The sequence below is a fragment of the Streptomyces sp. NPDC001153 genome (assembly GCF_053598315.1).
Map to the genome: position 1 here is coordinate 247,356 of NZ_JBSFJZ010000007.1, position 17,108 is coordinate 264,463.

The 17,108-nt window shown below is 73.1% G+C and carries 16 protein-coding genes; 7 read left to right on the forward strand and 9 right to left on the reverse strand.

Annotated features, from left to right (window positions below; translation table 11 throughout):
• Positions 1-36: 36 nt before the first annotated feature.
• Positions 37-750 (forward strand): ArsR/SmtB family transcription factor, encoded by a 714-nt coding sequence (locus ACWDEN_RS10940; protein WP_450858413.1) that lies wholly within the window; start codon positions 37-39, stop codon positions 748-750.
• A 72-nt stretch (positions 751-822) separates the two neighbouring features.
• Positions 823-1,761 carry a DMT family transporter gene (locus ACWDEN_RS10945; RefSeq protein ID WP_351603368.1) on the forward strand — a complete coding sequence of 313 codons (939 nt, stop codon included), beginning with the start codon at positions 823-825 and terminating at the stop codon, positions 1,759-1,761.
• 3 nt (positions 1,762-1,764) lie between these two features.
• Here the strand turns inward: ACWDEN_RS10945 and ACWDEN_RS10950 are convergent, their stop codons facing one another.
• The 8 genes from ACWDEN_RS10950 to ACWDEN_RS10985 all read right to left on the reverse strand — a co-directional run bounded on the left by ACWDEN_RS10950 (position 1,765) and on the right by ACWDEN_RS10985 (position 10,948).
• Complete coding sequence (locus tag ACWDEN_RS10950) at positions 1,765-2,847, reverse strand: Zn-dependent alcohol dehydrogenase (protein WP_450858415.1); 1,083 nt, start codon at positions 2,845-2,847, stop codon at positions 1,765-1,767.
• Positions 2,848-2,862: 15 nt separating this feature from the next.
• On the reverse strand, positions 2,863-4,251 hold the full coding sequence (locus ACWDEN_RS10955) for an aldehyde dehydrogenase family protein (protein WP_450858417.1): 1,389 nt from the start codon (positions 4,249-4,251) through the stop codon (positions 2,863-2,865).
• 125 nt (positions 4,252-4,376) lie between these two features.
• A complete protein-coding gene (locus ACWDEN_RS10960; RefSeq protein WP_450858419.1) occupies positions 4,377-5,717 on the reverse strand; it encodes an ABC transporter ATP-binding protein in 1,341 nt (446 codons plus the stop codon).
• A gap of 136 nt (positions 5,718-5,853) precedes the next feature.
• Positions 5,854-6,540, reverse strand: a complete 687-nt coding sequence (locus tag ACWDEN_RS10965; RefSeq protein WP_351603360.1) for a class F sortase — start codon at positions 6,538-6,540, stop codon at positions 5,854-5,856.
• The gene (locus tag ACWDEN_RS10970; protein WP_351603358.1) at positions 6,527-7,213 is read right to left on the reverse strand and encodes a hypothetical protein; all 687 of its coding nucleotides are present in this window, start codon (positions 7,211-7,213) and stop codon (positions 6,527-6,529) included. The genes ACWDEN_RS10965 and ACWDEN_RS10970 overlap by 14 nt, the downstream gene beginning before the upstream one ends.
• A 147-nt stretch (positions 7,214-7,360) precedes the next feature.
• Positions 7,361-9,592: a molybdopterin oxidoreductase family protein gene (locus tag ACWDEN_RS10975; RefSeq protein ID WP_450858422.1), complete on the reverse strand. Its 2,232-nt coding sequence runs from the start codon at positions 9,590-9,592 to the stop codon at positions 7,361-7,363.
• A gap of 116 nt (positions 9,593-9,708) precedes the next feature.
• A complete protein-coding gene (locus ACWDEN_RS10980; protein ID WP_351603354.1) occupies positions 9,709-10,326 on the reverse strand; it encodes a TetR/AcrR family transcriptional regulator in 618 nt (205 codons plus the stop codon).
• A gap of 64 nt (positions 10,327-10,390) precedes the next feature.
• On the reverse strand, positions 10,391-10,948 hold the full coding sequence (locus ACWDEN_RS10985; RefSeq protein WP_450858424.1) for a hypothetical protein: 558 nt from the start codon (positions 10,946-10,948) through the stop codon (positions 10,391-10,393).
• Between the two features lie 210 nt (positions 10,949-11,158).
• On the opposite strand from ACWDEN_RS10985, the gene hmgA reads away from it, so the two are divergent.
• The 3 genes from hmgA to ACWDEN_RS11000 are packed head-to-tail and all read left to right on the forward strand — an operon-like array spanning position 11,159 to position 14,468.
• Complete coding sequence (gene hmgA / locus ACWDEN_RS10990) at positions 11,159-12,493, forward strand: homogentisate 1,2-dioxygenase (protein ID WP_450858426.1); 1,335 nt, start codon at positions 11,159-11,161, stop codon at positions 12,491-12,493.
• A gap of 45 nt (positions 12,494-12,538) precedes the next feature.
• Positions 12,539-13,288 (forward strand): GntR family transcriptional regulator, encoded by a 750-nt coding sequence (locus ACWDEN_RS10995; protein ID WP_351603350.1) that lies wholly within the window; start codon positions 12,539-12,541, stop codon positions 13,286-13,288.
• A gap of 25 nt (positions 13,289-13,313) precedes the next feature.
• Positions 13,314-14,468 (forward strand): type ISP restriction/modification enzyme, encoded by a 1,155-nt coding sequence (locus ACWDEN_RS11000; RefSeq protein ID WP_351603348.1) that lies wholly within the window; start codon positions 13,314-13,316, stop codon positions 14,466-14,468.
• A 67-nt stretch (positions 14,469-14,535) separates the two neighbouring features.
• Here ACWDEN_RS11000 and ACWDEN_RS11005 read toward each other — a convergent pair whose 3' ends face one another.
• Positions 14,536-15,258 carry a TetR/AcrR family transcriptional regulator gene (locus ACWDEN_RS11005; protein ID WP_450858428.1) on the reverse strand — a complete coding sequence of 241 codons (723 nt, stop codon included), beginning with the start codon at positions 15,256-15,258 and terminating at the stop codon, positions 14,536-14,538.
• A gap of 63 nt (positions 15,259-15,321) precedes the next feature.
• Between ACWDEN_RS11005 and ACWDEN_RS11010 the strand changes: the two genes are divergently transcribed.
• Positions 15,322-16,278 carry an ATP-binding cassette domain-containing protein gene (locus ACWDEN_RS11010; RefSeq protein WP_450858430.1) on the forward strand — a complete coding sequence of 319 codons (957 nt, stop codon included), beginning with the start codon at positions 15,322-15,324 and terminating at the stop codon, positions 16,276-16,278.
• The gene (locus ACWDEN_RS11015; protein ID WP_351603342.1) at positions 16,275-17,063 is read left to right on the forward strand and encodes an ABC transporter permease; all 789 of its coding nucleotides are present in this window, start codon (positions 16,275-16,277) and stop codon (positions 17,061-17,063) included. The genes ACWDEN_RS11010 and ACWDEN_RS11015 overlap by 4 nt, the downstream gene beginning before the upstream one ends.
• Positions 17,064-17,108: the final 45 nt, after the last annotated feature.

Below are 17,108 nucleotides of genomic sequence, written 5' to 3' on the forward strand. Positions count from 1 at the left end.
TGGGGGCCGAAGTGTCCGTGTCGCATGCTGGGCGGTATGACCGCCAAGGATCCGCAGGCCGCCGGTCTCGCCGCGCTCGCCGCCCTGATCGCCGACGAGACCCGGGCCGCCTGTCTGCTGGCCCTGCTCGACGGGCGGGCCTGGACGGCCGGTGAGCTGGCCCGGCACGCGGGGGTCGCCGCGTCGACGCTCAGCGAGCACCTGGGCAAGCTGGTGGCCGGGGGCCTGCTCGTGGAGGAACGGCAGGGCCGCCACCGGTATGTGCGGCTCGCCGACGCGCGCGCGGCGGAGCTCGTCGAGGACCTCGCCGCGCGGCTGCCTCCGGCGGCGGTACGGCGCCCTCCGCGGACGCTGCGCGAATCGAGTGCCGGCTCCGCGATGGCTCGGGGGCGTACCTGTTACGACCATCTCGCCGGGCGGCTCGGGATCGCGGTCACCGACGCGCTGACCCTTCGGGGGTTGCTGCGGCAGGACACCGGGTTCGCGCTCACGGACGCGGGCGTGGAGTGGTTCCGTACGGCGGGGATTCCGCTGGACGTCTCGAGCCGGCGTCCGCTGGCCCGTGCGTGCCTGGACTGGACCGAACGGCGGCCCCATCTCGCGGGAGCGGCGGGGGCCGCGTTGTGCCGGCATGCGCTGGAGGTGGGGTGGTGTGTGCGGATCGGGTCGGAGCGAGCGGTGAAGGTGACTCCGTCGGGGGAGCGGGAGTTGTCCGCCTTGCTCGGTATTCCTTCCAGCGCCCTGTGCTGAGTTCGGGGCGCTGCAGGCGCCCTGTCCGTTTTCCGCCAGCCAAGACAATGTCCTCCACCTAACCTCGGGAGCATGATGAACGCCGTCCCACGCCACCGCCTGTTGCCCGCCGGTGCCGCCGTCGTCACCGTCGTCCTCTGGGCGTCGGCCTTCGTGGCGATCCGGAGTGCGGGGCAGGAGTACTCCCCCGGTGCGCTGGCCCTCGGGCGGCTGGCGTCGGGGGCCCTTGCGCTGGGTGTCATATGGGCCGTACGCCGGGAGGGGCTGCCGCCCAGGGCCGCCTGGCGCGGCATCCTGCTCTCCGGGCTGCTCTGGTTCGGCTTCTACATGGCCGTCCTGAACTGGGGCGAGCAGCAGGTGGACGCTGGTACCGCCGCCCTCGTCGTGAACGTCGGCCCGCTGCTGATCGCCCTGCTCGGCGCCCGGCTGCTCGGTGATCCGATGCCGCCGCGGCTGCTGGCCGGGATGGCCGTGTCGTTCACGGGCGCGGTGACCGTGGGGCTGTCGATGTCGGGCGGCGGCGGCAACTCGCTGCTCGGCGTGGTGCTGTGCCTCCTCGCCGCCGTGGCGTACGCCTCCGGCGTCGTCGCGCAGAAGCCGGCCCTGGGGCACGCCAGTGCCCTGCAGGTGACGACGTTCGGGTGCCTGGTCGGAGCGGTGGCCTGTCTGCCGTTCGCCGGGCAGCTGGTGCACGAGGTCGCGCACGCACCCGCGTCGGCGACCCTGAACATGGTCTACCTCGGCGTCTTCCCGACCGCCCTCGCCTTCACGACCTGGGCCTACGCCCTGGCCCGCACGACCGCCAGCCGGATGGGCGTGACGACGTACGCCGTGCCCGCACTGGTGGTGCTGATGTCGTGGCTGGTGCTCGGCGAGGTGCCGGGCGCGCTCACGCTGGGCGGCGGTGTGCTGTGTCTCGCGGGCGTGGCGGTGTCGCGGTCCCGGGCCCGTGGTGGCCGGACGGTCCGGGTCGCGGCCGGTGCGGAGCCGCGACCCGAGAAGGTCACCTGACCCTCAGAACACCACCAGCGCCCGGCCGCCCTTGCCCGCGAGCATGTTCTCGAAGGCGGCCGGGATGCCCTCCAGGGCGATGCGCTCCGTCACCAGCGCGGAGAGGTCCAGGCGGCCCTCCCGCACGTGCTCGGCGAGCACCGGGATGTCGCGGGCGGGGTCGGTGTTGCCGTAGACACAGCCCGACAGGGTGCGGCCCCAGTGGAAGATCTCCAGCGCGTTGAAGGTGACCTCCTGGTCCTTGCCGCCGATGCCGACGACCGTCGTACGGCCGCCCCGGCGGGTGGAGTCCCAGGCGGCGCGGATCGACACCGCGCGGCCCACGCACTCGACCGCGACGTCGACGCCCTGCCTGCCGGTGAGGGCGCGGATCTCACGGGGGGTGTTCTCGGAGGCGAGGACGAAGTCGGTGGCGCCGGCCGCGCGGGCCAGCTCCTCCTTCGCCGGGGAGACGTCCACGGCGATGATCCTGGACGCGCCCGCGATGCGCGCCGACTGGAGGGTGGCGAGGCCGACCCCGCCCGCGCCGAAGACGGCCACCGTCTCGCCCGGGCGGACCTTCGCCGAGTGGTGGACGGCGCCGTAGCCGGTGAGGACGGCGCAGCCGAGGAGGGCGGCGTCCACCAGCGGCACGCCCTCCGGGAGGGGCAGCACGCAGGACGCGGAGACGACCGTCTCCTCGGCGAACGCGGCCACGTTGAGGCCGGGGTGCAGGTCGGTGCCGTCGGCGGTGCGGGCATGGACGTCGGCGGCGCCGTTCAGGGCGTTGGCGCACAGCCAGACCTCGCCCAGCGTGCAGGCGTGGCAACTCCCGCAGGACGGAGCCCAGTTGAGGACCACGGGGTCGCGCTCGGCGACATGGGCGACGCCCTCGCCCACGGCCACGACCGTGCCGGCGCCCTCGTGGCCGAGGACGGCCGGGACCGGGACGCGCATGGTGCCGTTGGACAGGGACAGGTCGGAGTGGCAGACACCGGCGGCGGCGAGGCGGACCCGGACCTGTCCGGGACCCGGGTCGGGCAGCTCGATGCCGGTGATCTCCAGGGGTGCGCCGATGGCGGGCAGGACGGCGGCTCGTACGGCCATGGCTCGCGTACTTCCTTAGAACTGGAGGGACTTGGTCTGGAGGTACTCGGTGAGTCCGTGCGCCCCGAGTTCCCGGCCGACTCCGGACTGCTTGTAGCCGCCGAAGGGGGCGAGGGGGTTGAACCGGCCGCCGTTGATGTCGACCTGGCCGGTGTCCATGCGCCGGGCGAAGGCCACCGCCTCGGCCTCGTCGCCCGCCCAGACGGCGCCGGCGAGGCCGTACACCGTGCCGTTGGCGATGCGCAGGGCGTCCTCCTCGTCGTCGTACGGCAGAATCGACAGGACCGGGCCGAAGATCTCCTCCTGGGCGACGGTCATCTCCGGGGTCACGTCCGCGAAGACCGTGGGGCTGATGAAGTAGCCCTTCTCCTGCGGGGATTCGGGGCCGCCGGCGACCAGGCGGGCGCCCTCGGCGACGCCCTTCTCGATGTAGCCGCGCACCCGCGCCTGCTGCTTGGCGCTGACCAACGGGCCGATCCGGTCGCCGTACCTGGCGGCCGCCGCGGCGGCCAGCTCGACGGCCTCGTCGTACCGGTCGCGGTGGACCAGCATGCGGGTCCAGGCGCTGCAGGTCTGTCCGGAGTTGGACATCACGTTGGCCACGCCGACGTTCACCGCCTTGGCGAGGTCGGCGCTCGGCAGGATGACGTTGGCGGACTTGCCGCCGAGTTCGAGGGCCACCCTCTTGACGGCCGCGCCGGCCACCGCGCCGATCTGCCTGCCGACCGCGGTGGAGCCGGTGAAGGAGACCAGGTCCACGCCGGGGTGCTCGGCGAGGGCCTGGCCTGCGACCGGGCCGAGGCCGGTGACCAGGTTGAACACACCGGCCGGCACGCCCGCCTCGTGGACGGCCTCGGCGAACAGCTGGGCGGTGAGCGGGGTGTCCTCGGCGGGCTTGAGGACGATCGTGCAGCCCGCGGCGAGCGCCGGGGCGACCTTGGCGACGATCTGGTGCAGCGGGTAGTTCCAGGGGGTGATCGCGCCGACCACCCCGACGGGCTCGTGCAGCACGGTGGAGTTGCCGACCTTCTCCTCGAAGGAGTGGGTCGCGGCCAGTTCGGCGTAGGAACCGGCGACGGCGATCGGCACGGCCGCGTGCACGGCCTGCGAGAACTGCGGCGGGGCGCCCAGCTCGGCGGTGACCGTCTCGGCGATCTCGTCCTTGCGGGCCACGAGGACGTCGCGGAGGGCGGTGAGGCGCGCGGCACGCTCGGCCGGCGGCGTGGCGGCCCAGGCGGGCAGGGCGGCGCGGGCCGCGCGCACGGCGGTGTCGACATCGAGGGCACCGCCCGCCGGGACCCTGGCGATGACCTGCTCGTCGGCCGGGTTCACGACCTCGATGACTTCCGTGTTCTCGGCGGGGCGCCAGGCGCCGTCGATGTACAGGCCGTCGTGTGCCTTCATGCTGCTGCCTCCCGGCGGGTCTGGGTCGTCCGGCACACAAACTAGCGACGTTAGTTTTTTGGCGCCAGACGTACCAGGACATCATCGCCGGGGCGGCCGATGCTCACTCGTGCAGGTGGGGCAGCTCACTCGTCCAGGTCGGGCAGCCGGTCGGGGGACGGGCAGATGCGGTCGCCCTGCTGGTCGAAGACGAAGAGATGGGCGAGGTCGACGAGGAGCGGGACCTGCATGCCGTGGTGCAGCCGGAGGTCCGGGGTGGTGCGCACCACCAGGTCGCCGGGGAGCCGGCCCTCCGGCGGCGCGGGTTCGGGCGCGGTGTCCCCGGGGTGTTCGAGCACCACCACCGGCCCGGCGCGCCGTGAACCGGCCCGTTCCCGCAGCCGGTCCAGCACGGTCGCGCCTTCCCTGCGCCGCCGTCGCGCCGGCCGGGCGGCGGGGCGCGGGGCCTCCAGTTCGGGTACGACGGCGGGGCGGGAGCCGGTGTTGAAGTGGACGAGGATCTCGTGCCCCTGGAACTCCACGTGCTCCACCAGACCGGTGATGGCCACCTCCCCCGGCCGGGCGGAGCTGTGCCTGGCGATGCGCACCGCCTCCGAGCGCAGTCCCACGATGACCTCGCGGCCCTGCTGCACGCGCAGCAACTGGTGGTCCAGACAGAGCGGTTCGGGCAGCCGGAGGGCCTGTTTGCCGAGGCTGATGGTCATGGCGCCGTCCAGCGGGGCGCGCACCAGGCCGCGCAGCAGGTTGATGCGCGGGGTGCCGATGAAGGCGGCGATGAAGACGTTGCGGGGCAGTGCGTAGACCTGGCGCGGGGTGCCGACCTGCTGGAGCACTCCCCCGCGCAGCACGGCGACCCGGTCGCCGAGGGACATCGCCTCGGCCTGGTCGTGGGTGACGTACACCGTGGTCACCCCCAACTCGCGGGTGAGCTGGGATATTTCGGCGCGCAGGTGGTTGCGCAGCTTGGCGTCGAGGTTGGACAGCGGCTCGTCCATCAGGAAGGCGGAGGGGTGGCGGGCGATGGCCCGGCCCATGGCGACGCGCTGCCGCTCGCCGCCGGAGAGCTGGCTGGGGAAGCGGTCGAGCAGGTCCTCGATGCCCAGCATGCGGGCGGTGGCCGAGACGCGCGGGGCGGGGTCGGCGCCGGGGTCCTCGATGCGCAGCGGGAAGCCGATGTTGTCGCGGCCGGACATGTTCGGATAGAGGGCGAAGTTCTGGAAGACCATGGCCATGCCCCGCTCGGAGGGCTGCCAGTGGTTGGCGTACTCACCGTCGAGCAGCAGCTCGCCCGCGTCGATGTCCTCCAGGCCGGCGATCATCCGCAGCACGGTGGACTTGCCGCAGCCGGACGGGCCGAGCAGGACCAGGAACTCGCCGGGCGCGATGTCCAGCGAGAGCCCGTCGACCACGCGCGGGCCGCGTGCGTAGGCCTTGCTCACGTCGTGCAGTGCGATGGCGCGTGTCATGCGTGCCGCCCTCGGGGGCTGTCCGGAGCGCCGCTGCTCCGTGGTCCGAAGACCCCGCGGGTCGAACGGGGCCTGTCGGTCACGGAAGTTAACGGAAAGTGGCGGGCGGGGGGAAGACATCGCACGGCCCGTCCCGTCACCTGGTCGCGGTCAGGTGCGCGAAGACCACCGCGTTGCTGGTGTAGCCCGTGCGCCGGCTGTAGAAGCCGCCGCAGGTCAGCAGGCGGAGTTCCGGTCGGTCGGTCGGCGCGTAGACCTGCTTGTCCGGAAAGCCCGCCTTGTCGAAGACCTTCATCCCGTCCACGGTGTAGACGGCGGTACGGCCGTCGGCGCGGCCGACCTCGATGACCTGGCAGGGTTTCACCTGGGCGAGCGCGGCGAAGACGGCGGGGCCGGTCCTGGTGTCCCGGTGGCCGACGGCGATCGCGGTGCCGGACTCGCCCGGCGTGGGGCCGCCCTCGTACCAGCCGATCAGCTTGGGCTTGTCCACGGGCGGGGTCTCCAGCTGTCGCTCCTTGTCGAGCCCGATGGCCGTGATCGGTGCGTCGATGCCCAGCGAGGGGATGCGCAAGGACGTCGGCCGGGACCGGGGCAGCGGGCCGGGCGGGGGCCCGGCAGGGGGCTCGCAGGACGCCTTCCCGCTGCCGCCCGGTCCGCCGGCGGCCGCCACCGCGTCCGGGTCGCCCGACCGGCCGGGGCCGGCGTGCCCGCCCCCGCACCGGCCGCCCACCGTCACCAGGACGGCCACCAGCAGGGCGGTCCTGGAGAGGCGGTAGGCGCGGGTCCGGTACCAGGGCCTTCTTCTCCGTCTACGCGGCGCCATGAGGCCGGCGGCGGTTCCGGCGGACGTACACGCCACCGGCGACCGCGATCAGACCCACGGCACCCGCGGCGGCCACGGGCGAGTACGCGGCGGCCGTGTCCATGAGTCCGCCGCCGCCCGCGTGCACACCGCCCCTCGGCGGATCGAAGTCGTCCCTCCTGCCCCAGCCCGGGCCGTCCTGGTCCCTGTGGTCGTGGTCGCGGTGGTCCTCGATCTGCCCGTTCGGACCGTGCCCCTCGTCGTGCCCCTCCTCGTGCCGGTCATGGCAGTTGACGCGGAAGAGCTTCTCCTTGACGGCACCCGCCGCGACCCAGGTGAGCTTGTACTGGCCGTCGGTCAGGCCGATCGCATCGGTGTGTCCGGCGCCGCCGGCGAGCTGGATGACGCCGGTGACGGTGGCGGCGCTGGGCAGGGGGGGTTGGGCCTGGATGATGTAGGGGATGTTGGGCAGGATGTCGAAGTTGACGGCGTCCAGGTAGAACCTGCAGACCGTCGGCTCGTCCTTCGTCACACCGTAGGGAACGCCCACGCTGTGCACCCTGATGTCGCCGTTCTCCCCTTGGGCCGCAGCGGTCGGCGCCACCCACGACGCACCCGCCGCGGCGAGGGCGGTGAGGACGACGGTGGCGCCGGCACGGGAGCGGAAGGCACGTGGTGAGGTTGTGGTGGGCATGCACATTCCTCCGAGTCAGACGATTTTCATACAAATCGTTCTTTCGATGGGACTGTGCTCGATGTCCACCACTACTGACGCATCGACACCCGGCGTGCCGTCAGATTTCGCTCGTGTGGCGCAACGCGAACGTCCAGAGAGGGCGGGTCACAGGCTTGCGGCGAGTTCGACGGGTACGCCGTTGAGCACCGCGTTGCCCGAGAGCGGGTCGAGCAGGCTGCCGTCGAGGAGCTGGTTGACGTTGACGCCGGGCGCGGTGGCGGCGTGGCCGAGGCGGGTGCCGGGACGGTCGTGGCCCCAGCCGTGCGGCAGGCTCACCACCCCGGGTCGTACGGCGTCGGTGACCTCGGCCGGTGCCACCACCTCTCCCCCGGCGCCCCGCACGCGCACGTCCGCCCCGTCCCGGACGCCGAGCCGGGCCGCGTCCTCGGGGTGGATGTGCAGGGTGCAGCGGTTGGAGCCGCCGGTGAGGGCGGGCACGTTGTGCATCCAGCTGTTGTTGGAGCGAAGGTGGCGGCGGCCGACGAGGACGAGGCCTTCGGGCCGCTCGCGCAGGGCCTGGCGCAGCCGGGGCAGGTCGGCGGCGATCGGCTCGGGCAGCAGCTCGACCTTGCCGCTGCGGGTCCTGAGCGGCTGCGGCAGACGCGGGCGCAGCGGGCCGAGGTCGATGCCGTGCGGGTGGGCGAGCAGCCCGGCCAGGGTCAGCCCGTCGGGCCGTACGCCGAAGCCGTCGCCGTACGGGCCGAGGCGGAGCATCATGTCCAGCCGCCGCTCGGGGCCGGTCTCTCCGGTGAGCTGCCCGGCGAGTTCCTTCGGGTCACGGCCGTACACCGGCGAGTGCTTCTCCTGGACGGCCTTGCCGAGGGTCTGGTCGACGACCATCGCGTCCACGGCGGCCGGGTCGGCGCCGTGCATGCCGGTGACCGCGAGGATCAGCCGGGCGAGGATCTCGCTCTCGGCCATGCGGCCGGGCTCCAGCGGGACCGCGGGGCGGGTGTAGCGGACCTGGTTGCGCACGGCGAGGGTGTTGAAGGCGAAGTCGTGGTGCGGGCTCTGCGAGGGCGGGGGCGGGGGCAGCACGACGTGGGCGTGGCGGGAGGTCTCGTTCAGGTACGGGTCGACGCTGACCATGAAGTCGAGGGAGTCCAGGGCCTTGTCGAGGCGGTCGCCGTCGGGCGCGGACAGCACCGGGTTGGCGGCCACGACGATCAGCGCACGGACCGGCTCGCCCTCGTCGGTCGCGGTGTCGATCTCCTCGGCGAGCGCGGAGAGCGGCAACTCTCCCTTGGCCTCGGGCAGTTGCCGTACCCGGGAGTGCCAGCGGCCGAGCGTGAAACCGCGGCCCGGACCGGCCGGGCGGGGCGTCCTGTCGGTGGCGGCCTGCGGGAAGAGGGCGCCGCCGGGCCGGTCCAGGTTGCCGGTGAGGATGTTGAGGACGTCCACCAGCCAGCTGGCCAGGGTGCCGTGCGGGACGGTGCAGCTGCCGATGCGGGCGTAGACGGCGGCGGTGGGGGCGGCGGCGAGTTCGCGGGCGAGGGTACGGATGGTCGGCGCGTCGATGTCACAGGCCTCGGCCACGGCCTCGGGAGTGAAGTCCCGTATGGCCTCCCGGAGTTCGTCGAGGCCCTGGACGTGCGGGGCGAGGTCGGCGAGGCCGGCCAGGTCCTCCGCGAAGAGGGTGTGCGCCATGGCCGCGAGCAGCAGGGCGTCGGTGCCGGGGCGGATCGCCAGGTGCCGGTCGGCGAGCCGCGCGGTACGGGTGCGGCGCGGGTCCACCACGGTCAGCCGGCCGCCGCGGGCCTTGAGCGCCTTGAGCTTGCCCGGGAAGTCGGGGGCGGTGCACAGACTGCCGTTGGACTCCAGCGGGTTGGCGCCGATGAGCAGCAGGTGGTCGGTGTGGTCCAGGTCCGGCACGGGGATGGCGTTCGCGTCGCCGAAGAGCAGCCCGCTGGAGACGTGCTTGGGCATCTGGTCGACCGTGGAGGCGGTGAACAGGCTGCGGGTGCGCAGTCCGGCGAGGAGGACCGGCGGGTAGAGGGCGCCGGCCACGGTGTGCACGTTGGGGTTGCCGAGGACCACGCCGACGGAGTCCGCGCCGTGGGTCTCCACGACGGGGCGGAGCCCTGCGGCGACCGCGTCGAAGGCCTCCTCCCAGGTGGCCTCGCACAATTCGCCGTCCCGGCGCACGAGCGGGCCGCGCAGCCGGTCGGGGTCGGAGTCGACGGCCCCGAAGGAGGCGCCCTTGGGGCAGATGAAGCCCTTGCTGAAGACGTCCTCGCGGTCACCGCGGGCGCCGGTGACACGGGTGCCCTCGATGGTGAGGGTCAGCCCGCAGGTGGCCTCGCACAGGGGGCAGATTCGCAGGGCGGTGCGGGACACGGGTCCTCCCGGAGGTCGGCGGCGGTGCCGGGCGAGCGCGGAGTGGCTCGGGGTGAGCATACCGACCGGTATGCATGGAGGGGAGGTCTCTTCACGTGAACGATGACCGCCGAAGGTCAGTCGAGGACGCGGGCCAGATACGCCCGCAGCAGCTCCCGGGTCTCGGCGATGATCGCCTCGTCACCGTCCGGGTCGGTCCGGAAGGCCAGCTGGACCAGGGCGTCGGCGCTCTCCACGGCGACCAGGAAGACCCGGCGCAGGTCGTCGTCGGGGGTACGGCCGAGATAGCCGGAGAGCAGGTCGGTGAGGCGGTCGGCGACGCGGGTGTTGGGCTCGGCGTGGCGGGCGCCGACCGGTATCTGGTTGCCGAAGTCGACCAGGGAGAAGCCGGGTGCGGTGCGCTTCATGGCCAGGTACTCGTCCAGGACGGCGTCCATCGCGGCCCGCCAGTCGCCCCTGTCGGTCTTCTTCAGCCGCTCGGTGACCCGCTCGGTGTACCGCTCCAGGTTGCGCTGGGCCAGGGCGTCGGCCATCTGCCGCTTGTTGCCGAAGAAGCGGTAGACGGAGCCGATGGGCACACCGGCGCGCAGGGCGACCGCGCGGGTGCTCAGGTCGTCGTAGCCGACCTCGTCGAGGAGTTCGGCGCAGGCGTCGAGGATCCTGGTCAGCCGTTCGGCACTGCGCCGCTGGACGGGCGCGCGGCGGAGCGATGTCGCGTGGGGCACGGGCTTCATGATGCCTCTCCGCCGGGATCCGGTGAACCTCGCCCTCCCGTACGGAGAAGAGTGGCCGGTGCACTCACTTCCCGGCGGCCGGGGCGGCCGCGCCGCCCGGTCGCTCGCCCGACGCCGTCCGCGCGTCCGACACCGTTATGTCGGCGCTGCTCTGCACCGGCATTCCGTGTACGGCCCACACCGTGCCGTCGTCGGCGTACAGGCGGGCGGTGACATGGTGGGTGCCGTGCGGGACGAGACCGTCGGGCAGGTGGTACTCGCGGGAGCGCAGCCGGGTGATCCCGCGGCCGTCGACGAAGAGGTACACGAGCCCGCGCCCGCCGACCGCCGCCGGCCCGGCACCGGGTGCGGAGCAGCGGAAGCGGTGGAACGTCAGCCGGACGTCCCAGCCGCCGCCGGAGTCCGGGGTCACCTCGACACCGACCTGCGGTGCGCCCTTCCTGCCGACCTCGCGCAGATGCCGTCCGGTGGAGTCGGTGTCGTCCAGGACCTTGCCGACCGGCGAGGGCGAGACCGCGCCGTCGTGGGTGTGCCCGGACGCGCAGGCCGCCGCGCCGAGCGGCAGCAGGACGCCCGCCGCGAGCGCGGCGAGCGTCCTGCGGATCCATGACGTCCTCGGCATGCCTGGAGAGTAGAACAACCCTCCGGTCCCCCGAATCCGCCTGAAGTCTGGTTCCGTCCGCCCCACGGGGTCCCCCTGACGGAGTACGCGCGGTCGGCTCGCCGACGGAGTGCCGCGGCCCTCTTGCGCCCGCCCCCACCTATTCCTACGGTGTTGCATAGGAATCGGGAGCGCGATCAACAGCGCGATCAGGAGCGCAAGGGAGCGATCATGAGCGGGGACGCGCGGAAGACCGCCGCGGGACTGTCGTATCTGACCGGGTTCGGCAACGAACACACCTCGGAGGCCGTGCCGGGCGCCCTGCCCGAGGGCCGCAACTCGCCGCAGCGCGCGCCGCTCGGGCTGTACGCGGAGCAGCTGAGCGGTACGGCCTTCACCGAGCCGAGGGCGCACAACCGCCGCTCGTGGCTCTACCGCATCCGCCCCTCGGCCGCGCACCCGGCGTTCACCCGCGCCGGCAACGGCGCGCTCCGCACGGCCCCCTTCACCGAGACCGTGCCCGACCCCAACCGGCTGCGCTGGAACCCGCTGCCCGAGCCGCCGGCCGGCACCGACTTCCTCGCCGGCCTGTGGACGCTCGGCGGCAACGGCGACGCCACCCAGCGCACCGGCATGGCCGTGCACCTGTACCACGCGAACGCCTCCATGGAGCGCGTGTTCAGTGACGCCGACGGGGAACTGCTCATCGTCCCGGAGCGCGGCGGGCTGCTCCTGCACACCGAGTTCGGCCGCCTCGCCGTGGAGCCCGCACAGGTGGCGCTGATTCCCCGTGGGGTGCGCTTCCGTGTGGAGCTGCTGGACACTGCGTCCGATGGCGGGCAGAGCCCGACCGCGCGGGGTTATGTGTGCGAGAACTACGGCGCGCCCTTCCAGCTGCCCGACCTCGGCCCGATCGGCGCCAACGGCCTCGCCAACGCCCGGGACTTCCAGGCACCGGTCGCCGCGTACGAGGACGTGGCGGGCCCGGTGGAGGTGGTGAACAAGTTCTGCGGCAACCTCTGGACGGCCACCTACGACCACTCCCCGCTCGATGTGGTCGCCTGGCATGGCAACCATGTGCCGTACGTCTATGACCTGCGCCGTTTCAATGTGATCGGCACCATCTCCTACGACCACCCGGACCCCTCGATCTTCACGGTCCTGACCTCCCCGTCGGACACCCCGGGCCTGGCCGGCGTCGATTTCGTCGTCTTCGCCCCGCGCTGGCTGGTGGGCGAGGACACCTTCCGGCCGCCGTACTTCCACCGGAACGTGATGAGCGAGTACATGGGCCTGATCGAGGGCGCGTACGACGCCAAGGCGGAGGGCTTCGTGCCCGGCGGCGGCTCGCTGCACAACATGATGTCGGCGCACGGCCCGGACCGGGAGACCTTCGACCGGGCCAGCGCGGCCGAGCTCAGGCCGCAGAAGATCGACGACGGTCTGGCCTTCATGTTCGAGACCCGCTGGCCGGTGACCCTCACCCCGCACGCGGCCGGAGCCGACCACCTCCAGCAGCGCTACGACGACGTGTGGCAGGGGCTCGAGCGCCACTTCCGCGCATGACGCCTCTGTTGCGCCTGACGTTCATCGACAGGTACGGATAGCCGAGTGACCTCCTTCGCCCCGGATTCGATCGTCCTGAACCGCAAGCTGCCGCTGTGGTACCAGGTGTCGCAGTCGCTGCGCGCCTCGATACTCGGCCGCTCTCCCGAGGACCCGCTGCGGCTGCCCACCGAGGAGCAGCTGGCGGAGCACTACGGCGTGAGCGTGCTGACCATGCGGCAGGCGCTGAAGGAGCTGGAGGACGAGGGGCTGATCAGCCGTCACCGTCGGCGCGGCACGTTCATCGAGCCCGGCGTCCGGCGGGGCGCGCCCGTCCGGCTGCTGGGCTCGGTGGACGCGATCGTGGCCCAGCAGTCCGGGATGACCACCGAGCTGCTGGACCACGGCATGACACCGGTGCCGGCCGGTGTCACCGAGTACTTCCCGGACCTCGCGGAGGTGATGACGTACCACCGCCTCCGCAGCGACGAGAAGACCGGCGAGCCGACCAACCACGCCGTCAACCACGTCCGCCCCGGACTCGCCGCGCGCATCGACCTGGAGGACCTGGTCCGCTGGCCGATGACGAAGGTGCTGCGGGACGTGGTCGGGGCGGACATCAGCCGCATCACGGACACGGTGGAGGCGCGGCTCGCGGACCCGGAGACCGCCCGGCTGCTGCAGGTGCCGCTGCTCAGTCCGATCCTGCACTACACGGGGGTGACGTATGACAGCGGTGGGAGGGTGCTGGATGTGGCGGTGATCCAGTACCGGGGGGACCGGTTCTCGTTCACGGTCACCCTGGACGCGACCTGATACCGGGCCGGGGACAGGCCGTACCATGCCCTGCGTGACGCACGACGACGCTCCGCTGCTGGCGGACCTCATGCCGTGGTCCGTCGCACCGCTGCGGCCCGGCCGCACCTGGCCGACGGCACCCGATCCCGGCTCCCTGAAGGCACGCTGGGAGGCCCTGCTCAAGGCCGAGGGACCGGACCGCGAGGCCCTCTTCGAGCCGACCCGGGCCCGCACGCCGAACTCCGCGGTGGGCCAACTCCCGGGCCAGGCCACCGGTACCGAGCGGCTGGCCCGCGCCGAGGGCCCCTGCGCCGAGCCGGTCCGCGTCCTGGCGGCGCCCTTCGACGCGCAGTGGCTGATCCCGGACCACCGGCTGATCGACGCCGCGCGCCCGGAGTTGTGGCGGGTGGCGGACGCGCACCAGGTCTTCACGGTGGAGACGGGGGACGAGGCCGGCCCGCTCCTGGCGACCTCGCTGCTGCCCTCCCTCCGCACCGGCCGCGTCCGCCCGCTGTACCGCCGCCCCGGCGGCAGGGAACCGAACCTCGCGCCGGGCCTCACGGCCCACCTCGCCGCCCGCCTGGGCGAGTCCCCCACTCCGGTCGACGTCCTCTCCTGGATCCTGGCGGCCACCACTCCCGCGCTGACCGTCCCGCTCACCGACGACCCGGACCTGTGGTCGACCGGGGTCGAACTGGGCCGCCGCATGCTGTGGCTGATGCGCCGTGACGGCGAACGCCCCAAGCTGCCGGGCGGCCGCCGCCCCTACGTCCGCGCACCCCTGCCGGCCCGGCCCGTCGCTCTTCTCTACGACGCCGACGACGAGACCCTCCACGTCGACGAGGGCCGCATCTCCCCCGTACCACCGGAGGCCTGGGACTACGAGGTGGCCGGGGTCCGGGTCCTGGAGTCCTGGTTCACCGCCCGTACGGCACCGGCCGAACCCGGCACCCTGGCCGCGATCCGCCCGCCCGGCTGGCCGCAGACCTGGACGTCGGAACTGCTGGAACTGATCACGGTCCTGGCCCTGCTGGCGGAACTGGGGCCGCAGCGCGCCGAGTTGAAGGTGACGACCTCCATCACGGCGACCGGCCTCCGGGAGGCGGGCGTCCTCCCGGCCCCGGAGTCCTCCCGCCGCCCCGCCTCGGTCCTGGACCACCACGAGGAGGGCCCGGAGGGCCAGTTCGCGCTGATCTAGCGGGGCTTGGGAGCGCGTCCGGCCGTGCGACGTCCTCGATCCGGGCGCGAGCCGAGTCGTCCGCGGTTCACCCGCCGGCGCATCCGGGGTCGAAGCCGTCGAGCACCTTCCCCAACGCCCGCTCGAACACCGCCTCCAGGTCGATCGGCCCCGCGTCCTCCGCGAACGCCGCCGCCATCCTCGGATACGCACCCGAGGCCACCTGCCGACCGAGATAGGCGATCCGCACCGCGTTCTCCTCGTCCTCCGACCACGGCAGTGCCCGGACCCGCTCGGCCGTGTCGAGTTCACTGCGGACGTAGGCCGTCACGACGCCGTTCAGCATCGCGATGAGCTCCAGCTTGGTGCCGTACGACGCCTCCAGCGGATCCAGGCAGGCCAGGCAGTGCTCCAGGTACCGCAGGGCGTGCGGGCTGAAGCCGTACACCGGGGACATCAGCCGCGGAACCCAGGGATGGCGGCGCATCAGCGACCGCGTGTCCCGGGCCACCCGGAGCATGTCGGCCCGCCAGTCGCCGCTCGGCTCCCACGGGACGTGTTCCGCGCTGACCGCGTCCATCATCAGCTCGTACAGGTCCTCCTTGCGGGGGACGTAGTTGTACAGCGACATCGTGCCGCAGCCCACCTCGCCCGCGACATGCCGCATCGACACCGCGTCGAGTCCCCGCTCGTCGGCGATCCGGACGGCGGCCGCCGCGATGTCGTCGCGGGTGTACGCCGGCTTCGGACCCCGGCCGGTGCGCTCGGGGCGCGCCCAGATCACTTCGGGGACGGCCCCTCGGACTGCCATCGGTCATCACCTCGGCCACCATCCTAGTTCCGTACAGCGTACGTAGTGCGGTAGGGTCGCGGCATGACAACTACGTACGCTGTACTTAGTGAGGGGCTGGAGAAGCGCTTCGGCGCTGTGCACGCCCTGCACGGGCTCGATCTGGCCGTGGCCGAGGGCTCGGTCTGCGGGCTGCTCGGGCCCAACGGTGCGGGGAAGACCACGGCCGTGCGGCTGCTGACCACGCTGCTGCGGCCGGACACCGGCTCGGCGCGGGTCGCCGGGCACGATCTCGTCCGCGAGGCGGACGCCGTGCGCCGCCGTATCGCCGTGACCGGGCAGTACGCCTCGGTCGACGGCGACCTCACCGGCCGGGAGAACCTCCGGCTGTTCGCCCGGCTGCACCGGGTGCGCGGGCCGGCCGCACGGGCGGACGAGCTGCTGGAGCGCTTCGGACTGGCCGAGGCCGCCGGCCGCAAGGCCTCGACCTACTCCGGCGGCATGCGGCGCCGGCTGGACCTCGCGGCGAGCCTCGTCCGCCGCCCCGACGTACTGTTCCTCGACGAGCCGACCACCGGACTCGACCCGGCCAGCCGCGCCCGCATCTGGCAGGCGGTGCGCGCGCTGCAGGCGGACGGTACGACCGTGCTGCTGACCACCCAGTACCTGGACGAGGCGGACCAGCTCGCGGACGACATCGCCCTGGTGGACCGGGGCCGGGTCGCGCACACCGGCTCGCCCGCCGAGCTCAAGGCGCTCATCGGGTCCTACGCGGAGGCCGTGGTCACCGACGGCGACGCCCTGCCGAAGGCGGCGGCCGTACTGGACCGGCTCACGGGCCGCGAGCCCGTGTTCGACCGCGAGCGCAACGCCGTCGGCGCCGTCACCACCGACTCCACCCTGACGCTCCCCCGCCTGGTGCGCGAACTCGACGCGGCGGGCGTGCCGTTGTTCGACGTGAGCCTGCGCCCGCCCACCCTCGACGACGTCTTCCTCCGGCTCACCGGAGAGTCGACGCGGACCAAGGAGCTTGCCGCATGAGTGTGCCCGCGTTGACGCACGACGGACTGGCGATGACCGGCCGGCAGCTGCGCCGGGTCCGCAACAGTCCGGGGCTGGCGATCCTCACCCAGATGATGCCGGTCAACATGCTGCTCTTCTTCGGCTATGTGTTCGGCAGCGCGCTGGCCATGCCCGGCCGCGAGTACCGGTCCTTCCTGGTGCCGGGGCTGCTGGTCGCGACCGCCGCGGGCGGGCTGATGACCGGCATGTTCCAGGCCGCCGCGGACACCCACCGGGGCGTGATGGACCGGTTCCGCACGATGCCGGTGAGCCGGGCCGCGGTACCGCTCGGGCAGGCGCTCGCGGACCTCGTCGTGACGGCCGCGGGGACCGTACCCCTGCTGCTCGTGGGGCTCGCGGTGGGCTGGCGGGTCGAGGGGTCCGCGATCGACGCCGCCGGCGCGGTGGGGCTGCTGCTGTTCTTCCGGTTCGCCTGCACCTGCGCCGGGATCTGGCTGGGGCTGCTCACCCGCAGCGAGGACGCGGCCGGGCAGCTCGGGGCCTCCTCCTTCGTGCTGCCGCTGCTGTCCGACGCCTACATCCCCACCGGCAACCTGCCGGGCTGGCTGCGCACCCTCGCCGAGTGGAACCCGATCAGCGCGGTGACGACCGCCCTGCGGGACCTGTTCGGCAACGCGACGGCCCCGCGCGACTCCGCCTGGCCGGTGGCGCACCCGGTGGCCGGATCGCTGGCCTGGTGCCTGGTCCTGACCGCGGTGTTCCTGCCGCTCGCCGTGCGCCGGTACGGCCGGGGTGGCCGCTGACGGGCTGCTGACAAACCCGCCGGTCACGGGCCATGATCCGGTCAT

Bases quoted from the DNA above. Each gene is read 5' to 3' on its own strand.
- ACWDEN_RS10945 (WP_351603368.1), top strand. From the start codon at position 823: ATGATGAACGCCGTCCCACGCCACCGCCTGTTGCCCGCCGGTGCCGCC.
- ACWDEN_RS10940 (WP_450858413.1), top strand. From the start codon at position 37: ATGACCGCCAAGGATCCGCAGGCCGCCGGTCTCGCCGCGCTCGCCGCC.
- ACWDEN_RS10980 (WP_351603354.1), bottom strand. From the start codon at position 10,326: ATGAAGCCCGTGCCCCACGCGACATCGCTCCGCCGCGCGCCCGTCCAG.
- hmgA (WP_450858426.1), top strand. From the start codon at position 11,159: ATGAGCGGGGACGCGCGGAAGACCGCCGCGGGACTGTCGTATCTGACC.
- ACWDEN_RS10955 (WP_450858417.1), bottom strand. From the start codon at position 4,251: ATGAAGGCACACGACGGCCTGTACATCGACGGCGCCTGGCGCCCCGCC.
- ACWDEN_RS11000 (WP_351603348.1), top strand. From the start codon at position 13,314: ATGCCCTGCGTGACGCACGACGACGCTCCGCTGCTGGCGGACCTCATG.
- ACWDEN_RS10985 (WP_450858424.1), bottom strand. From the start codon at position 10,948: ATGCCGAGGACGTCATGGATCCGCAGGACGCTCGCCGCGCTCGCGGCG.
- ACWDEN_RS10965 (WP_351603360.1), bottom strand. From the start codon at position 6,540: ATGGCGCCGCGTAGACGGAGAAGAAGGCCCTGGTACCGGACCCGCGCC.
- ACWDEN_RS10970 (WP_351603358.1), bottom strand. From the start codon at position 7,213: ATGCCCACCACAACCTCACCACGTGCCTTCCGCTCCCGTGCCGGCGCC.
- ACWDEN_RS10950 (WP_450858415.1), bottom strand. From the start codon at position 2,847: ATGGCCGTACGAGCCGCCGTCCTGCCCGCCATCGGCGCACCCCTGGAG.
- ACWDEN_RS11005 (WP_450858428.1), bottom strand. From the start codon at position 15,258: ATGGCAGTCCGAGGGGCCGTCCCCGAAGTGATCTGGGCGCGCCCCGAG.
- ACWDEN_RS11015 (WP_351603342.1), top strand. From the start codon at position 16,275: ATGAGTGTGCCCGCGTTGACGCACGACGGACTGGCGATGACCGGCCGG.
- ACWDEN_RS11010 (WP_450858430.1), top strand. From the start codon at position 15,322: ATGACAACTACGTACGCTGTACTTAGTGAGGGGCTGGAGAAGCGCTTC.
- ACWDEN_RS10960 (WP_450858419.1), bottom strand. From the start codon at position 5,717: ATGACACGCGCCATCGCACTGCACGACGTGAGCAAGGCCTACGCACGC.